We start from the raw sequence: 18047 nt of genomic DNA on the forward strand, positions 1-18047 counted from the left end.
GTCCCCAACGAACTTGTTCGTTGGGGTGGTCACGCGTAGCGTGAGTGGGAGATTCGAGCGAAGCCTCGCCATTGGTAGATCCCGGCGTAGAGAATAATCACTCACGTCAGGGGCGGCTTTCTACTGTGATGACACGATCGCTAAGAAAATTATGTGAACAAAATTTCAGTGGGCTGTCGATTCCTGCACTTCGTACACGACTATCTGATGAACAGATCCCTACTGGAAGACGCTGAAACGGAATGATCGGGCCCTTCAGAAGTACCTTGGAAAGGACTGCAAGGCATGATTCGTGAGCAGCAACCCGCACTCTCTCTCTTCTCTATCGGAATGATCGCACTTGGGACTCTCTCGGTGATCTACCGTGACTTTGCCTACAACTGGCAGCCAGTCCCTCCATTTCACCCCGGCCGCGAAGCGCTCGCCGTAGCCTGCGGTCTCTTCATGGTCATAGCCGGCGTGGCTCTGCTCTTTCGTCCAACCGTGGCGATTGCTTCGCGTGCCGTCCTTCTGTTCCTTCTGGCCTGGCTTTGCCTTAAGATTCCGGCGCTGATCGTCGCTCCGCAGATCGAGGGCGTCTGGCTCGGGCTTGGCGAAATTGCCATGTTGTTTGCCGGCGGCCTGGTGGTCTTTGCCCGTTTCTCCGGCCTGGAGCAGGCATCCTTCTTCAAGCGCTTCACTGGCACGAGTGGGCTGCAGATCGCACGCATTCTCTTCGGGCTCGCGGTGATTCCTGTCGGCCTCAGTCATCTCTTTTATGTGAAGATCACGGCCGGCCTTGTTCCTTCCTGGTTGCCCTTCCGCGTCGGCTTCGCCTATCTGACCGGCGTAGGGCAGATTGCCTGCGGCCTGGGGCTACTGTTTATGGTCCTGCCACGTCTGGCTGCGTATATCGAAACCGCGATGCTGGCAATCTTCGCTTTCCTGGTCTGGGGACCCAACACCTGGTTTGCCTCTGCGCCAAAGATGTCCGGCTCCCCGGTGGGGCCGCGTTTCCCGCTGACAGCGTTCTTCATCACCTGGATCATCGCCGCAGCGTCGCTGCTGCTGGCAGACAGTCTCACAGACGAAAGATCAGATTCCGACAAGCTGTCTAAACAGAGGACTACGAATGATAGTGCAGGACGATACGCTTGAGAGCTTTCAGGCTCACGGAGCCCCAGCTCTGCCTCCGGGTGAGAGCGGCCATGTGACCCATGAAGGCGCCCGCATCTGGTACTGCAGGCTTGGCTCAGGTTCTCCCGTCATCCTGTTGCATGGCGGATTGGGCCACAGCGGCAACTGGGGCTATCAGGTTCCATTCCTCATCGAGAATGGATTTCAGGCTGTTCTGATTGACAGCCGCGGGCAGGGAAGAAGTACGCGCGACCAGCGTCCCTACTCGTACGATCTGATGGCCTCCGATGTTGTCGCGGTCATGGATGCACTGCAGATCGAGAAGGCTGCCCTTGTTGGCTGGAGTGATGGCGCATGTACTGCGATGGTCCTGGCTGCGGCGCATCCTACACGTGTCTCCGGAGTCTTCTTCTTCGCCTGCAATATGGATCCAAGCGGAGTAAAGCCCTTCGAGACGACGCCTGTTCTCGACCGCTGCTTCTCTCGCCACACAAGGGATTACGCCGCGCTGTCATCAACACCGGATCAGTTTCAGCAACTCGTCGCCGATCTCTCACTCATGCAACGGACACAACCCAATTACACCGCCGAAGATCTCGGAAAGATCAGCGTGCCCGTCACTATCGTGCAGAGCAGTTCCGACGAATTCATCCGTACAGAACATGCAGAATACCTAGCGAGGTCGATCCCCAACGCCAGGCTGGTCCTGCTCGAAGGTGTCACCCATTTCGCGCCACTCCAGCGCCCCGGGTACTTCAATGAGGTAGTACGTGGCTTCTGCTCCGTTTGTACGGCGCATGAGCTAGGTCATCTCGAATAACTAACCACAGAGCCGGGTGCCCCATCCATCGCATCGCGATGGGTGGGATCGTCCGAGCGAAGCTCGAATCGGGTTGCATCATGGCTGTCCCCGATAAATATGCCACTCCAACCCTCCTGTAAGCCCCGAAGGCAGCAGAGGCTCATCCGGCGAAGGCAACGTAATATTGCTCTTCGTCTGCTTTGTTGCAGGATCAACAGCATCGCCAACACGACGGTTGTGCCACAGGTTCGTCACCGCAACCTCAAGCACTCCACTCTCTGGCAGTGGCCCATGCAGACACGCTTCATAGGGTGGGGCCCATGTAGTTGCCACCGATTTGCCTGCAAAGGTCACTCGTGCGATCTCATGCACTGCTTCGAAGCGCAGGCAAGCGGTCTCACCGGCTGAGAGCTTCGGTGTCTTGAGGCTGGTGCTGTACACCCCTGTTCCCGAGAAGTATTTACTGCCATCAATCTCTGTCCAGCTCTTCAACTCCGTCAGCCGCACAGATTCTCGTCCTGGAATAGCCAGAGACCAATCTGCCTTGACCGGTTCGGTGTGTACCAGTTGCGGAAGATCTCCCGACGCGCTGTGTTGCAGAAAGACAATCGCAACCGAACCATACGCCGGCAGCATGATGGAAACGTTACTGCGCCCATCAGGCATCCGCTCAATCCGAGTGCGATGTGCCGAACCCGTTACCGGATCCCAGATCTCGGCGTCACCTGTGGCACGCAAAGCAATCGTGAAGTTCTTCTCTGTCGCGTAGCTGCTGCGCAGGTAGTAGATCTGTGTCCCCGCGACCTGCCGATGAATGGCATCGACGCTATCCGTGCTCACCGGCGCAAGGCGCACATCACCCGAAGTGATTGTGACGTCGGCAGGCACGCGCATCCGTTGCAAAGCCTCATGCGCGTTGTCCGTACAGAAGACCGTTCCCGCTCCATACCGATGGGACAGTCCCTCCTCGCATCCCTTCCATATCTGTGCAATTAGCTCATCAAGCTTTCTCTTCTGCACATCAGGCAGATTGCCCGTACTCGACACCGGCGGCAGGGAGATCACGGTCCCTCCTGCGCGCAGATAGCGCTCGACCATCTGCAATGCCGCTAGTGAGATCCTCCGCGTGCGTGGCAGCACCAGAGCACGCCAGTGCACACCGCTTGGTCCCACCAGCTCATGTCCTGCAATGTGGATCGTGCGCAGCAGCGCATCTTCGTTGGTGACGTCATAGTCGTATCCAGGCAGTACATGCGCCGGGTCGTCCGCCTTCAGGCGCACGAAGTTCGGAATATGGTCGCCATAAAAGTACAGGACGTCGTTCACCGCCGTGCCCTGCTGCATCAGGAACTGAACGCGATTCAGATAGCTGAAGAATGGTCCACCGTCGTTCCACCACGTCACCTTTGGGTTGAGGTGGGTTCCTGCAAAGTACTCTTGCCCTGGCACGCCAGACTCTGCCGGGCTCGAAGTGAACTCATGCCACACAAGGCGATTCATCCCCTCGGTGATCGCCATATCGAAGCTGGGCTTCAGATCCGTTGCCAGAGACTCTGACCACTGCGGTCCGATCGCGGTCTCGCCCTCCTGCGCTACGTAATGCTGGCCGTAGATATTCGCCGCGGACGCTGCCTGCTTGGTAAAGAAACGCTCGTTATCCCCATGCCGGTGAGGATTTTGCGACCAGAACTCTGTCTGAGGGACTGCGGCATGACGGAATGTCTCCAACGCATCGATGGGAGCTCCATGCGGCCCGCCGCTCTCCGCCTGCACTCCCAGGCCATGTTGTCCGGCCATCTGTGCGAAGACGTCATAATGATTCGCCACGATCAGGTCGGCGACCGTGCGCCGCAGATCCGTAAGAAAGCGTGTCGTTATTGAGCGACCTCCCAGAATCCGGCCGGCGAGCACCGGCAGATAAGGAATCGGATCATACCCCCGGCGCTGCCGGAACTCTTTGTCGAATCCATCCGTCCAGTTCGTTCCACCTAACTCCCAGCTATCCGTCGCCAGGTACTTCAAGCTGTGAAAGGGCTTCGCCGCGACGAGCAGTGGATCTACATTTGTCTCCCAATAGTGTTGAAAGGCGCTGCGGCTCATGTGGTCGATCGCGAGGCCCTTCCACGTATCGCTTGAGGTCGAGACCTGTGCCCCAGTGTTCGCGTATCCCACCGTGAAGATCTCCCATTCGCCCGCGGGAAGATCCAGATGTAGCTTGCCATCAGCAGCGGGTTGCACCCGCCGCACCTCGGCAAGAGAGGCATCGGCATATCTAGCCTCATCGCGGAAGGTTGTATCGAGCCCGTCGTCCAACATCGCCGAGCTGTCGTTCATGCTGAAGCCGCTCTCCGCTGCGGCTGCGCGAAACCGAATGCTGCTGGAATACCCGTCGGCCACGTGCTGCTCCGCTGCCGTATGGTGATCTCCCTGGCCGTCCTCCAACTCAGGAGCCTTTTCCTGACCATGATGAAGCGGATATGCCAGCACGGCGATCTGGCGATAGAACATTCCCTGCGTGTGCTGTGGCTGCGGAACGTCCACCTCCTGTGCTGTCCCACCCTTCACCCCCGTTGTGGCGAAGGTCAGCGCCTTCGATGCATCTTCCGGTGTTACGGTCGGCCCGCCCAGGTTCCAGCCGCTCATAATGTTCAGCGTGATCTCGAGTTCCAGTCTGTCGGCCTCGCGCAACGCATGCGTATAGAGCGCAACCCATGCGGCTGAACCGAACTTCGGCCCGGCTGGAACAGGGGCGTGACCGTTCTGCGTCGCTCCGCCGGCGTCCACCAGCAACGCTCCTCCAAATCCTTTGGCCTTCATCTCCGTCAGGTCGCGCGTAATGGTGGCCTTATCAGTGTTGCCATTCAGCCACCACCAGTAGCAGCGCAATCGTGCCTGCGGAGGAGGTGTTTTAAATCCGGCGCGCAATGTGGCAATCGAGCTTGTCTGGGTCGCACTACCCGGTGGCGTAGCGCTTTGGGTATAACCGAGCGTCGAGGTTGCAGCGAAGACAAGACCGGCCAGCGCAGTTGAAACATGCATGCAGAGAGAGCCCTTGAATCGAAGTGTACTGAAGTTATGTGATGCGCAAAAAACGCGTGTGCGCAAGAAAGCCGCGGCCGTGAATCTGGCCGCGGCTTTGCGGAAGGTACTACGGTTAGAAGTTGATACGCGCCGTCAATTGCCCGATACGCGGATCGTTTGCCTGCGTGAGTGTCACCACACCAAAGGTCGAGCTGCCCAGACCGGTTCCCGGACCACTGAAGTTCGGCGTGTTGAAGACGTTGAAGAACTCGCCACGGATCTCAAAGCTGGTTCCCTCACGAATCTGGAACGTCTTGAAGAGCGAGGCATCCACCAGAGGATGAATCCTCTGCCGAATGTTCAGCACCGACGAGTTATGCTGCGTGGTGTATGCCAGCCGCTGGCGATATGCCGGGACAGGCGAGAGCGAATCGCATGCCGGAGCCGAAGACGTGGACTGCACATTCACCCCCGACGTGTTCTGGTAGCAGGTATTGAAGTAACGTCCATACGAGGCATTCGCTTGGGTCACCGGCCCAATAATGTCCACGTTCGAAGGCGCCGAAATCAGTCCTCCGTTCTGCGCGCGCATCACACTGTTCAGCTTCCATCCGCCCAGCAGCAGACGCTCGGCATAGTTCATTCGCGAGAACTTCGGAAGTTCCAGCGTTCCAAAGACGTTCGCCGCCAATGTTGCATTTCCATCCTGAATCGACGCCAGCTTGGTGTCGAACGAATTCAGATAGCTGGTGTGCAGCATCGTCTTCGCCCAGGTGAAGTTGCCCTGAAGCGAGAAGTGGTTCTTCATCGGCCGCTGCACCTGGATCTGTAGTGCGTTATAAGGCGCGCTTCCCACGGAGGTGTACTGCGCCGTCACCGATCCGAACTCCGGATAGGGCAGCAGCAACAGGTTACGCGCGATGGTGGCGTTGTTCAGCGTGGTCGTGCCGCTGAACTTCCCCGCCATCGGGTTGGTCACGGCGGTGTTCAGGTAGGTCACGCCGGCCGTGCCCTGGTCGTAGTACTGCTGCGGCAGGTAGTTGATGTTCCGGTTGACTTCAAGCCGGGTCGGACGTGCACCGACATACGCTACCTGCAGCACGGTGTTGCCCACCAGTTGCTGCTGTACGCTGGCTGACCACTGCGCGCTCTTCGGTTGCACGTGGTTCTGGTCGACATAGCTGACGCTCTGTCCAAGCGAGGTTGCAAGTCCAAGCGAGCTTCCGGTCGGCAGCGTTACGCCTGAAGGAAACGGATTGCTCAGCGAATTCAGCGGAGCGCTGGTGCTGTAGTTGTTGTAGCTGGTCGTCTGGCTGAAGCCGGTGCCGACCGGCGACTCCAGTGTGTTGAAGTAGATGATGCCGAAGCCTCCGCGCACCACCGTTGCATTGGTTGCCTGATAGGCCAGACCCACGCGGGGCTGGAAGTTATTCCAGTCACGAGGATAGGGGAAGCGGTTGTTGCTGCTGGTGTACTGCAGACCGCCATTCAGCGTCAGACCCGTGACGGACGCCTGCAGCGGATTCTGGCAGGTGGTGCAGAAGCCGGTCACCATCTTGTTGTAGCGCTCCGTGAACGGCGACTCATAATCCCAACGCGCGCCCAGATTCAGCGTCAGCTTCGGAGTGATGCGCCAATCGTCCTGCACAAACGGAGCGATATAAATCTGCTGCAGGGCGAATGCTGCCTGGATGTTGTAGCTCACCGAAGAATGCGCTCCCAGCAGGAACGACGCAAATGGGTCGCCAGAGCTTGCGTCCGATCCGACGTTCACGCTGACTGAGTTCTTCTGTGTGAAGCGGCGGTCGAAGTTGAATGCCCCCAATCCGCTTTGCGGGTTCTGGACGTTGTAACGGATCAGGTTGCCGTCGAAGCCAATTCGCAGCGTATGACGGCCCACGCTCTTGGTCAGGACCTCGGCCCACGCCGCCGTCATGTTCGTGCTCACCTGGCCACCTGCACCGGCTGCCAGACCGGCATAGCTGTCAGAACTGAAGCTGATGCCGGGAAACGAGGTGTACGGCAGACCTGTGCTCGAGACTCCAATCGACGAAAGATCGAAGTTCTGGTTACCCGGATACGTCAAGCCGAATGGATGCCACAGGACACCGATGCGGGAGTCCAGTACCAGCGTCGGAGAGAACTGGTGCACATCGTCGAGGCTTCCGCCACGGTTGTTGCGATACACGCTGTACCCATAGCCCGTTGGTCCGATCCCCTTCGGGAAGCCCTGCATCGGGTAGTTCTGCGTCAATCCGGAGCGGAACAGAATTGCCGACAGCTTGTTCCTGCTTCCAATTGCCTGATCGAAGCGGACGATGAACGACGGATAGGTGCTCGGATAAGAGGTCTGCGTCGAGATGTAGTTCGGAATTGTCAGCGCGGTCGCGCCGGCCACGTTCGGAGTGGGAAAGTATGAGGCGATCGTCGATGAGGCGGAGTTGATGCGCGATGCGATGTTGTTATTGGCAAAGTAAACAGTGCGGTTGCCGCTGGAGTCGACCGGTGAATTCGGATCGTAAAGCTGCACACCCGACTGGCACAGGCCGCTGGTGTTGAAGCCGCCGGTGCACAGGGCTGAGAAGTCGCCCGCACGCTCCGCGGTGGTTGGTACACGCGACGTGTAGTTGATCGCCGTATGTGAGGCATAGCGTTCAAATGCAACCAGGAAAAAGCTCTTGTCCTGGCCGTTGTACAGGAACGGAATCCGAACCGGTCCATCGAAGACAAGGCCCGTCTGGCTCAACTGGTCGTTATTGCGGGCTGCCTTGTTCGGAGCCTTCTCGTAGGTGTTCGCATTCAGATAGGTGTTCTGGAAGGAGTAATAGGCGGCGCCATGGTAGGCGTTGGTTCCGTTGCGGACAACCGTGTTGGTCACGGTTCCGTTGCCGTGGCCGATCTGTGCGTCGAAGATGGAGGTCTGCACCTTCACCTCCTGCACTGCTTCGGGTGACGGAACAAAGCCGGTGTACGAAGCGCCCGAAAGGCGTTCGGCCGGGTCATCAGGAATGCCGTTTAGCGTCAGGCGGTTGTGGCCGCCGCTGCCGTTGGTCGTGACCTGTACCGCAACGCCTGAGAAGGGGTTGGTGAACTGGCTGGACTTGCCCTGGAAGTAGCCGCCCGATCCGGTATTGATCACGCCCGCCGCCAGGGTCGCCAGCACAAAGGGATTGCGGCCCACGTTCGGCAGGTCGGTAACCTCCTGCGTGCTCAGGGTTGTCGCAATGTTCGGCGAGCCCGCATCCAGAAGAGTATTGGAGCTTGCCGCAACATTGACCGTTTCCGTTGCGGCTCCCGGCTCGATCTGGAAGTCGATCTGCTGCAGGTTGCCGGCGGTCAGAATCACACCGGTATGGCTCGTGGACTTGAAGCCACCAGCCGTGGTGGTTACTGTGTAGGTTCCTGGGTTAAGCGAGGCAAACGTATACGCGCCGGCTCCGTTTGTTTTGGCCAGCGTCTTGAAATGGGTGGACGTCTCTTCCGCGACCACTTCGGCTCCAGGAATGACGGCTCCGGTCGAGTCGGTGACCTGTCCCTGGATTGACCCCAGGTAGCGTTGCGCATACCCCAGGGGAACGGCAAGGAGAAGAATCAGGAGCAGGGCAGGGAATCGCCTTCTCCCAAAGATGGGTTGGTTCTGCATGAACTGCCTCCAAAAAGTGTTTCTTTGAATGGCAGCCATCCTCTTTTTTTGCGAAAACGACAGACAAGTTAATTTACCGGAAGACCACAGGTAAACCTAACCTGTTAAGACTCGTCCATTGCCTTTGGAATCAGTGAGTTAAAGATAAAGTGTTTGAATGCGGACACCTGGTGCTATGCTCGTGAAACACACCCCGTTTTAGGTAGCAGAATGGCAGCAAGGTCGGAGATCGTAGTAGATGAAGAGGAGGCAAAAGCCCCTCTCCCGGAGCTCTCTGTCCGCCGCGCTCTCATCGATCGCGTCGCCGCCAGCTCCTACTTCGCTCGGGCGGCTCGTCTCCGCGACTTCCTTCTTTATGTCGGTCACGAGTCCCTGAAACCCAATGCTCCCGAGATCCACGAGCAGGAGATCGGCGTCCAGGTCTTCGGCCGCTCCGCCAGTTACGACCGCAGCCAGGACAATATCGTCCGCGTCAACGCGACCGAGCTCCGCCGCCGCATCGAGACCTACTTCGCGACCGAGGGTGCGACCGAGCCTCTGGTCTTTTCCATTCCGCGTGGAGGCTACCTCCCGGTCTTCCGCTGGCGGACAGCTCCCGCGGAGAATACGTTTCATTCCTCGCCGGAGCAGCCGGAGCTTCCTCCATCCGCTCTGCCGGTGGAGGCTCTTCCCGCTTCGCGCATCTGGCTCTGGGTCAGCCTCTGCGGTGTGCTTGCCATAGCCTGCGGCATTCTGCTCTGGCAAAACTACGGCCTGCGGAAGAAGACCGACCCATGGGCAGAGCGTCCTGCCACGGCCGCTTTCTGGACCACGTTCTCGCAAGCTGCTACACAGACCGACATCGTCCTTCCCGATGCCTCTGTCAGCATGAGCGAAGAGATGCGCGGCAAGCCCCTTACGCTCAGCGACTATCTCGACCGCAACTACATCCATCGCTCCGAGGAGATGACTCCCGAACGCCGGCAGGATCTGGAGACCATCTTCAACCACAACCTGGTGACGCTGGGGGACTTCCACGCAGCCCAACAGATCCTGAACCTCGCGCCCATCGCACCTCGCCTCCGCCTTACCCTGGCGCGCTTTTACGAAGCCGACTCCATCAAACGCGACAACGTCATTCTGATCGGCGGCAAGAAGGCTAATCCCTGGGTCCGCCTCTTTGATGAACAGTTGAACTTCAGTCTGGAGTACGACGGCGCGCACAACCAGGCCTATGTGAAAAACCGCAGTCCGATCGCAGGCGAAGACACCCAATACGCTCCGGTAATGGATCGCAACGCTATTACGGCCTACTGCGTCGTTGACTACCTTCCCAACCCAGGCCGTACCGGTAAAGCCATCATGCTCGCCGGCACCGACTCGGATGCCACGGCTGCCGCAGCCGAATTCCTCACCTCGGAAAAGGGCATCCTCAGCCTGCGAGCTCGGACCGGATCGAGGGAGATCCCATACTTCGAAGCGGTCCTAAAGACCTCGCGCCTCAGCGGAACCTCTTTCAACGCCGAACTGCTTGCCATCCGATCTTTCAACGATCGCTAGGCGTATCGACAAATTCGCCTTCGCTGAAAGTTACAGGTGGTTTGTTTGTCCTCCCGGTGCTCCATCTCGCAACGCTGGAGCATTTCTCCTGAAGGCGTAGAGCGAAGCTTTGACTGTTTGCGCCGTTTTCCTTCGAAGAAAACGGCATTCGCAGATTTAGACTCTGGACTCCGTCAATCATCTTTTGCCTCTTCACACCACTTGCCCTATGCTGATAGGCCAAGAGGCACCCTGCCATGCTCGGTTCACAACCTGTCATCGCCTTTGTTCCCACGAAAGACTTCAGAAAAGCCCGTAGCTTCTACGAGCAGACACTCGGTCTGCGTTTTGTATCGGACGACGGATTCGCCCTCGTCTTCGATGCCAATGGCGTCATGCTTCGTATTGCCAAAGCGTCGGAGTTCAAGCCGCAGCCTTTTACCATCCTGGGCTGGAAGGTCGATGACATCGGTGACTTCGCAGGCCAACTCTCCGCGAAAGGCATCACCTTTGAGCGGTACAGCTTTCTTCAGCAGGATGGCATTGGGATATGGAGCTCTCCCGATGGAGCGAAGGTCGCCTGGTTTAAAGATCCCGACGGCAATCTCCTCTCCATCTCGCAGCACTCGTAGACGGTCTCGTTAGTACGGCTTCATGCCGAGCCTGCGAGTGTATATGTCGGAATGGCCGTGGGAATCGCGCAATCATCCAGCATTCTGGATTTCCGCCTAAATCTCCACACATTGCGTAGCGATTTAACGATCTTTTCTCTCTCCTTTCTCAGAACATGCAGAGGCCGCGAATAGCGTAACCCCTACCGCATCCGTAACTTCCCCCAGGAAGCAGCAATCCTGCTGCATAACGGATGACACTGCATGTTCACAACTTGGAGAGCTATGACGATGGAGTATTTTCCTTGTAGGTATAGCGTAGGGCTTCCACATCTATGGGCGTTTTCCGCAATGAAAACGCCGCTGCACTCCTTTTTCGAGCTGCCCAGCAACAGGGAAAATGCTCTAAAACGGTTCGGCTTCGTTTTTCTTCTTCTTGCATGCGTTTGCATGATGTGCCCGTTGAGCTGGGCGCAATCCACACAAGGCACCATTCTCGGCATGGTGAAAGATGGCAGTGGCGCTTCCATTGCGAACGCAACCGTTAAGCTCACCGGCGTCGATACCGGCGTGGTGAAGACCGCACAGGCGGATTCCTCCGGCACCTACCAGTTCCTGAATCTGAACGCCGGTAACTATCAGGTCGAGATCACGGCCGATGGCTTCAATGCTCAAGTGCTGCGCAATCTCAGCCTCTCCGCGCGGCAGGAGCTTCGCGCCGACGCGGTACTCTCCGTTGGAACCATTGCGCAGGAAGCGTCCGTGGATGCAGCCGCTGCCGGCGTGATTGAAACAGACAATCCTTCGATCGACGCTACGCTCTCCTCGACGGCTGTCCGCGATCTCCCCGCAAACTACCGCGCCAGTGCCAACGGCACCAGCCCGCTGACTGTGATCCAAACGCTGCCGGGTGTACAGACCGACTCCGGCGGAAACTTCTCTGTGCAGGGCGGCTTGCCCTTCCAGACCGATGTCACGGTCGATGGCATCACCACGCGTAGCGCTACCGGCGGTAATTCGCCCATCCAGAACGCCTTTCCTTCCGGCGACTCCATCTCTGAGATGCGGGTTGATGGTGTGCTCAACCCCGCGGAGTTCGGACAACCCGGTGAAGTCACCACCACGACCAAGAGCGGTACCAATCAGTTGCACGGCGCTATCTTCTGGTATCACCAGGACTCCGGTCTGAACGCTAAACCCTGGGGATCAACCCAAAAGCCCAAGCTTGTGACCAACGACTACGGTGCAACCATTGGCGGCCCGGTTGTTCTGCCCCATCTTTACAACGGCCACGACAAGACCTTCTTCTTCGGAACGTATGAGGGCTATCGCAGTCCGCGCACCAGCCCCTATACCGCCGTCGTTCCTACGGCCGCGATGAAGCGTGGTGACTTCTCCAAGGTCAAAGGTCTCACGACACTGAAGAATCCTTACGGCGGTACTTACCCGCTGAATGCAGTTCCCATCAATGCGGTGGCGCAGAAGTTCCTCTCCTTCTTCCCCGATCCCAACATCGGTGACACCAGTACCTATGTGCCTGGAGCGGTCAACTACAGCACCAACAAGGGCACGTCGCTCTTCTCCAATCAGTTCGATATCCGCGGAGATCAGTACGTCGGTCAGAAGGCGCTCGTCTTCGCTCGTTTCACCTGGAAGAACTACAACCAGGACGCTCAGCAACCCCTTGGCGTCCCTTCCAGCACCAAGTCATTTCAGGACCGCATTTTCCTGATTGCCGGCAACTATAACTTCACGCCGAGCTTGATCAACGAGTTTCGTTATGGCTTTACCTTTGACACCAACGGCAACGTGAATCCCTTCGATGGCAAGGGCTTCACCACCAACTCCGGGCTGCAGGGCTTGCAGAACCTCTTCTACAACGGCATTCCCGAGTTGGACTTCGGCGACCTCACCACTCTTGATGCCGACCGTCTTACCTCCATCAACAAGTCGCGCACGCACGTCTTTACCGACAATGTCACCTGGGTCAAGGGTCGGCATAGCATGAAGTTCGGTTTCGATATCCGCAGACTGCAGGCGATCACGCCGCTTGGCTTCAATGGCGCTGACAACTATGGCACCTTCGATTATTCCTCTGCCAGCTTTACTGGTCAGGAATTCGCCGACTTCCTTATCGGCGCTCCGAACACCACCTTCTATGACGTGGTGCAGTCTGACAACGACGGCCGCTCGATGCACTACCACTTCTTTGCGCAGGACCAATGGCGTGTCTCTAACAGCCTGACGCTCAGCTACGGCCTGCGTTACGAGTACCATCCGGCGTATCACGATCCGAGCGGCAACATCGGTAACTTCGATCCCTCGGTCGCCAAGTCGGGTCAGGTGATCTTCCCGGCAGGGAAGGGGAGCCTGGTCTCACAACCGTACCTGGCCAGCTTCAACTCGTGCGGTCTTGGTCAGACCTCCGGCAAGCCTGCGGTTAACGGAGCTGCCTGCACACCGACCATCGACAACAACCAGGCCGGTCTGCCCGATGGTCTTCGCACCGCCGTCAAGCTCCGCTTCGCTCCGCGTTTTGGCTTCGCGTGGCGTCCGTTCGGAGATAACCGTACTGTCCTCCGCGGTGGATATGGCCTCTACAACATCACGCTGCTGGGCTCCAACTTCTACTCCCTCACTGGTACGCTGCAGGCCAATACCGTGCAGTACACCAACTCGCAGACCACCAGCGGTCCTTCGTATGTCTGGCCGCAGATCTATACCGCTTCCGGAGCCAGCTCTGGTTCTGCCGGTTATGGACAGGCATACTTCGGAACGGCGAACGATATCCACTGGAACGATCCGTACTCGCATCAGTTCTCGCTCTCGGTCGATCGCGACCTTGGCCGCGGCTATGGCCTTCGCGTCTCCTACATCGGCATGACGACGAAGCACCTCGTCTGGGCGCCGAACCTCAATGACCTGCCGTACTCCCGCACGACCTCGGCGTACAACCAGCCTCTCTCCGCTCGTCCTTTCCCCAACTGGGGCACCATCAATAGTCGCTCTACCGGCGGTTCCGCAGCCTATCACTCGGGCCAGGTTGATTTCCGTCACTCCCTCACCTCGGGTCTGACCTTCGACACGACCTATACCTTCGCTAAGAACCTCACCAATAACCAGGGACCGAACAGCACCTCCTTTGCGGGTGAGAGCGGCGGTTCCCGTGCCTCGTTCGGCCGCGATCCTGATGTCGATTTTGGCCAGGCGTCAGGCACACGCCGCCATCGCTGGAACACCACGCTGCTTTATGCCTTGCCCGTCGGCCGCGGAAAGCAGTTCGGTGGCAACATGAGCCGTTGGACTGATCTCGCTGTTGGCGGATGGCAGTTGAGCAGCATCTTCGTTGTGCAGAGCGGTCCTCTGCTTGCGCCGTACTTCCCCGGCGGTCAGGGCGACCCCTCAGGAACCGGCGCAGGTCTGAACGGTGATATCAACGGGGGCGCTCTGCCTGGACGCAGCCAGAAAGTGGACCGCGTTGTCGGTGTCAGTGAGGTTCCCACCAATCGCAGTGCTGCCCGCTGGTTCAACCCCGCGGCCTTTACCTGCCCGGGCACGCCGACCTGGACTCCGGGCTCGCAGTGCCACACCGGTCGTGGTCTCACCGGCGATCCTCTGCCTATCGGCCGCTTCGGCAATATGCAGAACAACTCCATCGTCGGCCCCGGAACAGTGAACCTCTCTGCTGGTCTCAGCAAGAGCTTCGCCATCACCGAGCGTGTCTCACTGCGCGCGGAAGGCACCTTCACCAACATCCTTAACAAGGCGAACCTGGGGACTCCGAATATGAATCTCTCCAGCGGCGCCTTCGGCACCATCACCTCTGCCAATGACAAGGCCGACTTTAGTGGTGCACGCACAGGACAGATCTCTGCCCGCCTGCAGTTCTAGCAGCCGGAACGTCCATCAATCGGGTAGCCAGCGAAGCCTCGCTGGCTACTCTTGCTTAAGGCTGAATCTCTTCGGAAAGACCCTCATGAAGACACGACATGTATTTCGACGGTCCAGCACAGTCCCCGTTGCCCCATTCTTTGTCGAAGACAAGGGTGGGGTATCGCGCTGTGCGCGACGCTTTTTGTTTGTCATTTCGTAGCGACCAAAGGGAGCGGAGAAATCTGTTTCTCTACCCATACTTTCTTTCGGTGTCCATAGTTCCCGCCCATCGCGTTGTCACCCCAACGAACAAGTTCGTCGGGGACCCCGATATGCGATGGATGGGGTACCCAGTTCAGTGGTTATTGGCCGATAACCTAATACCCCGGCGCAAGCTCGACTTCCGAGCGATCATTCAGAACCCGCAGCCGATGCACTTCATCGAGAATCCGTTCCGCCATCGCGCGCTTCGACGACAGCTCCAACCGCACCTCGCGATCCGCAAACAACATCACGCCCGCATTGTGATCAGCTCCGATGCCCGCATCGGAGCCGGAGACATCGTTGGCAACGATGGCATCGACGCCCTTCTCGCGCAGCTTGCGCCGGCCTTCCTCTACAACGCGTTCCGTCTCCGCGGCGAAGCCGATGATCAGCGTTCCGGAAAGACGCAGGCGCGCAGCCTCCGCCAGAATATCCGGCGTCCGCTCCAGCTCCAGCGTCAACTTCTCGCTGCTCTTCTTGATCTTCTGCGCAGCAGGATTGCTCGCGCGATAATCCGCCACAGCCGCGGCCATAATCAATGCCGTGGCTGCCGGAAGGCAGTCAAGCACAGCCGCCCGCATCTCCTCCGCCGACTCGACCAGCACTCGTGCGCAACCTGGCGAGACAGGATGGTTAGCCGTCGTGATCAACGTAACCTTCGCTCCGCGCTTCAATGCCGCTTCCGCAAGGGCAACTCCCATTTTGCCGCTTGAGCGATTTCCAAGGAAGCGCACCGGATCAACCGCCTCCCGTGTGCCTCCGGCGGTGATGAGCAGATGTTCGTCTGCGAGGTCGCGAATCGGATTGGCCGCATGCAGCGTCGCGGATACGATCTCCGGAATCTCAGCGAGACGGCCTTCACCCACCATGCCGCAGGCAAGCTCTCCGCTCGCCGGCTCGACGATGGTTACGCCGCGTCCGCGCAAGGTTTCGAGGTTTTCCCGGGTTGCAGGATGCCGCCACATGTTCACATTCATCGCCGGAGCCACAACCACTGGCGCCGTCGCTGCCAGCGCAATTGTGCTTAGCAGATCATCGGCCATGCCGTGCGCCAGCTTTGCCAATGCATGCGCCGTTGCCGGAGCAATGACCAGCACATCGGCCCACTGTGCGATATCGATGTGTTCAATCCCAAACGCTTGTGGCTGCTCGCCTGCAATTTCACTTACTGCCGGAGTCCATAATGAGGTCAACACCTGACGTCCGCTCAGTGCAGCAAAGGTGAGCGGTGTCACGAACTTCTCTGCTCCCTGCGTCAGTATGACCTGTACCTCTGCGCCTTGCCGCTGCAGTTCACGCAGCAACTCTGCTGCTTTATAAGCAGCAATGCCTCCGCAGACACCCAGCAATACCTTCATGGCTACACCTCTCGCGCGGGAAGCAACAGGTTGTCGATCAACCGTGTGCTGCCCACCCACGCCGCCACTGCCAACAACGCACCGCGTGACAGATCGCTCACGTCCAGCAATGTATCCGGATCGACGACGGTAACGTAGTCCACACGTACTCCGTCGGTGCCTTCGAACTCACTCAACATCGCATCGCGCAATGTCGCCGGTGTTCCCATCTCTGCCAGTGCCTCTGCTTTGCGAAGAGCTCGTGACAGCACTAGCGCACGGCTGCGTTCTTCCTCGCTCAGATATCGATTGCGCGAGCTCAACGCCAGGCCATCGGCCTCGCGTACAGTCGGACACACAACCATCTCCAGCGGAAAGTTCAGATCCCGCACCATGCGCCGTAAGACAGCCACCTGTGCGGCATCTTTCTGTCCGAAGAAGGCCAGGTCCGGCTGCGTGATGTGAAACAGTTTGCTCACGACAGTTGCAACGCCGCGAAAGTGTCCGGGCCGGGATGCTCCATCGAGCCGCGCGCCCAACTCCGGCACGTCGACTGTCGTCTGCGCGCCCTGGGGATACATCTCCTCCGCGCTCGGCGCAAACAGCCAGTCCACACCTTCGCTGGTCAGCAGTTCGACATCGCGTTCGAAGGTGCGTGGATAGCGGGAGAAGTCCTCATTCGGACCGAACTGCAGCGGGTTTACGAAGATGGTCGCAATCACATGCGTACATCGCGCCCGTGCCGTCCGCACCAGCGACAGATGTCCCTCATGCAGCGCGCCCATGGTTGGCACCAGGCCAATTGTGCCCGAGCCTCTTCTGGCCGCGCGCACAATCTCCTGCATCTCGCGGATGGTTGTTACTGTCTGCATCTCTGTAGCAGTTTGCATTGTGACTACTCGCTCCAGACAGAGAGTTCGGGCTCCTCCGTCTCGGGTAGGTGTACATTGGCCGGCAGGTGATAGCTCTCCTCGTCGCGTGGGAAGCTTCGTTCGCTAACGGCGATACGATACTCCTCCAGCCCCTTGCGCATCAGCGCTGCGGCATCTTCGAACTGCCGCACGAACTTGGGAGCATTGCGGAAGCTTAGGCCGAAGACATCGTGCCACACCAGGATCTGGCCATCGCACTTCGGCCCCGCTCCAATACCGATCGTCGGTATATGAAGCCGTGCCGTAATCAGTGCGGCCAGTTCCCGCGGAATGCCTTCCAGCACAATCGCAATCGCTCCTGCATCTTCCAGTGCCAGAGCGTCATCCAGCAGAGTCATCGCTTCGATCTCACTGCGGCCCTGCACGCGATAGCCACCCATACGATTGACCGACTGCGGCGTCAGGCCAATATGTGCGACGACAGGAATCTCCGCCGCGGTCAGCGCACGAACACGTGAGGCCATCGCCGCGCCGCCCTCCAGCTTTACTGCGTTGGCGCCCGCCTCCTTCACCATACGCAGACTGTTGCGCAGGGTATCTTCCACGGAGATCTGATAGCTGCCATAAGGCAGATCGACAACCAACAAGGCACGCTGCGTCGCCCGGCGCACGGCACGGGCATGATGCAGCATCTCGTCCATGGTGACGGCCAGCGTATCTTCATGGCCCAGAACGGCCATCGCCAATGAATCGCCTACCAGCAGCATGTCAATACCGGCCTCATCAGCCAGTCGTGCTGTGGGATAGTCGTACGCGGTGAGAGCGGTGATAGGTGCCCCTGAGCGCTTTAGCGCCAGCAGGCTCGCGGGTGTGACGGCGGTAGCCACGCCCAAAGGGCGCGCGGCCGCGTCCCGGAATCCGGTCAGACTCATAGTTCACTCCAGTGCCGCTCCTCCCATGATGACAGAGGATGCAACCCGAATGCCTCCA

General features: G+C 58.7%; 10 protein-coding genes. 5 read left to right on the plus strand and 5 right to left on the minus strand.

The window, feature by feature from the left end; translation table 11 throughout:
* Nucleotides 1–285: 285 nt before the first annotated feature.
* Nucleotides 286–1137, plus strand: coding sequence for a DoxX family membrane protein (locus tag AB4Y89_RS14250; RefSeq protein ID WP_442301599.1), 852 nt, complete (start codon nucleotides 286–288; stop codon nucleotides 1135–1137).
* Nucleotides 1112–1936, plus strand: a complete 825-nt coding sequence (locus AB4Y89_RS14255; protein ID WP_442301600.1) for an alpha/beta fold hydrolase — start codon at nucleotides 1112–1114, stop codon at nucleotides 1934–1936. Before AB4Y89_RS14250 ends, AB4Y89_RS14255 begins: the two co-directional genes overlap by 26 nt.
* A gap of 78 nt (nucleotides 1937–2014) precedes the next feature.
* On the opposite strand, the gene AB4Y89_RS14260 is transcribed toward AB4Y89_RS14255, so the two are convergent.
* Both AB4Y89_RS14260 and AB4Y89_RS14265 read right to left on the minus strand, forming a co-directional pair.
* Nucleotides 2015–4957, minus strand: a complete 2943-nt coding sequence (locus AB4Y89_RS14260; protein WP_442301601.1) for a glycosyl hydrolase — start codon at nucleotides 4955–4957, stop codon at nucleotides 2015–2017.
* A gap of 115 nt (nucleotides 4958–5072) precedes the next feature.
* The gene (locus AB4Y89_RS14265) at nucleotides 5073–8582 is read right to left on the minus strand and encodes a carboxypeptidase regulatory-like domain-containing protein (RefSeq protein WP_442301602.1); all 3510 of its coding nucleotides are present in this window, start codon (nucleotides 8580–8582) and stop codon (nucleotides 5073–5075) included.
* A 210-nt stretch (nucleotides 8583–8792) separates the two neighbouring features.
* Here AB4Y89_RS14265 and AB4Y89_RS14270 point away from each other — a divergent pair, with 210 nt between their 5' ends.
* The 3 genes from AB4Y89_RS14270 (at nucleotide 8793) to AB4Y89_RS14280 (ending at nucleotide 14602) form a co-directional block, all read left to right on the plus strand.
* Complete coding sequence (locus AB4Y89_RS14270; RefSeq protein ID WP_442301603.1) at nucleotides 8793–10121, plus strand: hypothetical protein; 1329 nt, start codon at nucleotides 8793–8795, stop codon at nucleotides 10119–10121.
* Between the two features lie 236 nt (nucleotides 10122–10357).
* Nucleotides 10358–10732, plus strand: coding sequence for a VOC family protein (locus AB4Y89_RS14275; RefSeq protein WP_442301604.1), 375 nt, complete (start codon nucleotides 10358–10360; stop codon nucleotides 10730–10732).
* 429 nt (nucleotides 10733–11161) lie between these two features.
* Nucleotides 11162–14602, plus strand: a complete 3441-nt coding sequence (locus AB4Y89_RS14280; protein WP_442301605.1) for a carboxypeptidase regulatory-like domain-containing protein — start codon at nucleotides 11162–11164, stop codon at nucleotides 14600–14602.
* 359 nt (nucleotides 14603–14961) lie between these two features.
* On the opposite strand, the gene coaBC is transcribed toward AB4Y89_RS14280, so the two are convergent.
* Genes coaBC through panB form a run of 3 tightly spaced genes read right to left on the minus strand, consistent with a single transcriptional unit; the run spans nucleotide 14962 to nucleotide 17989 of the window.
* Nucleotides 14962–16206: a bifunctional phosphopantothenoylcysteine decarboxylase/phosphopantothenate--cysteine ligase CoaBC gene (gene coaBC / locus AB4Y89_RS14285; RefSeq protein ID WP_442301606.1), complete on the minus strand. Its 1245-nt coding sequence runs from the start codon at nucleotides 16204–16206 to the stop codon at nucleotides 14962–14964.
* A gap of 2 nt (nucleotides 16207–16208) precedes the next feature.
* Nucleotides 16209–17057 carry a pantoate--beta-alanine ligase gene (gene panC / locus AB4Y89_RS14290; RefSeq protein WP_442301652.1) on the minus strand — a complete coding sequence of 283 codons (849 nt, stop codon included), beginning with the start codon at nucleotides 17055–17057 and terminating at the stop codon, nucleotides 16209–16211.
* Nucleotides 17058–17080: 23 nt separating this feature from the next.
* Nucleotides 17081–17989 carry a 3-methyl-2-oxobutanoate hydroxymethyltransferase gene (panB, locus tag AB4Y89_RS14295; RefSeq protein ID WP_442301607.1) on the minus strand — a complete coding sequence of 303 codons (909 nt, stop codon included), beginning with the start codon at nucleotides 17987–17989 and terminating at the stop codon, nucleotides 17081–17083.
* Nucleotides 17990–18047 lie beyond the last annotated feature (58 nt).

This window comes from Terriglobus sp. 2YAB30_2 (assembly GCF_052114765.1).
GTDB lineage: Bacteria > Acidobacteriota > Terriglobia > Terriglobales > Acidobacteriaceae > Terriglobus.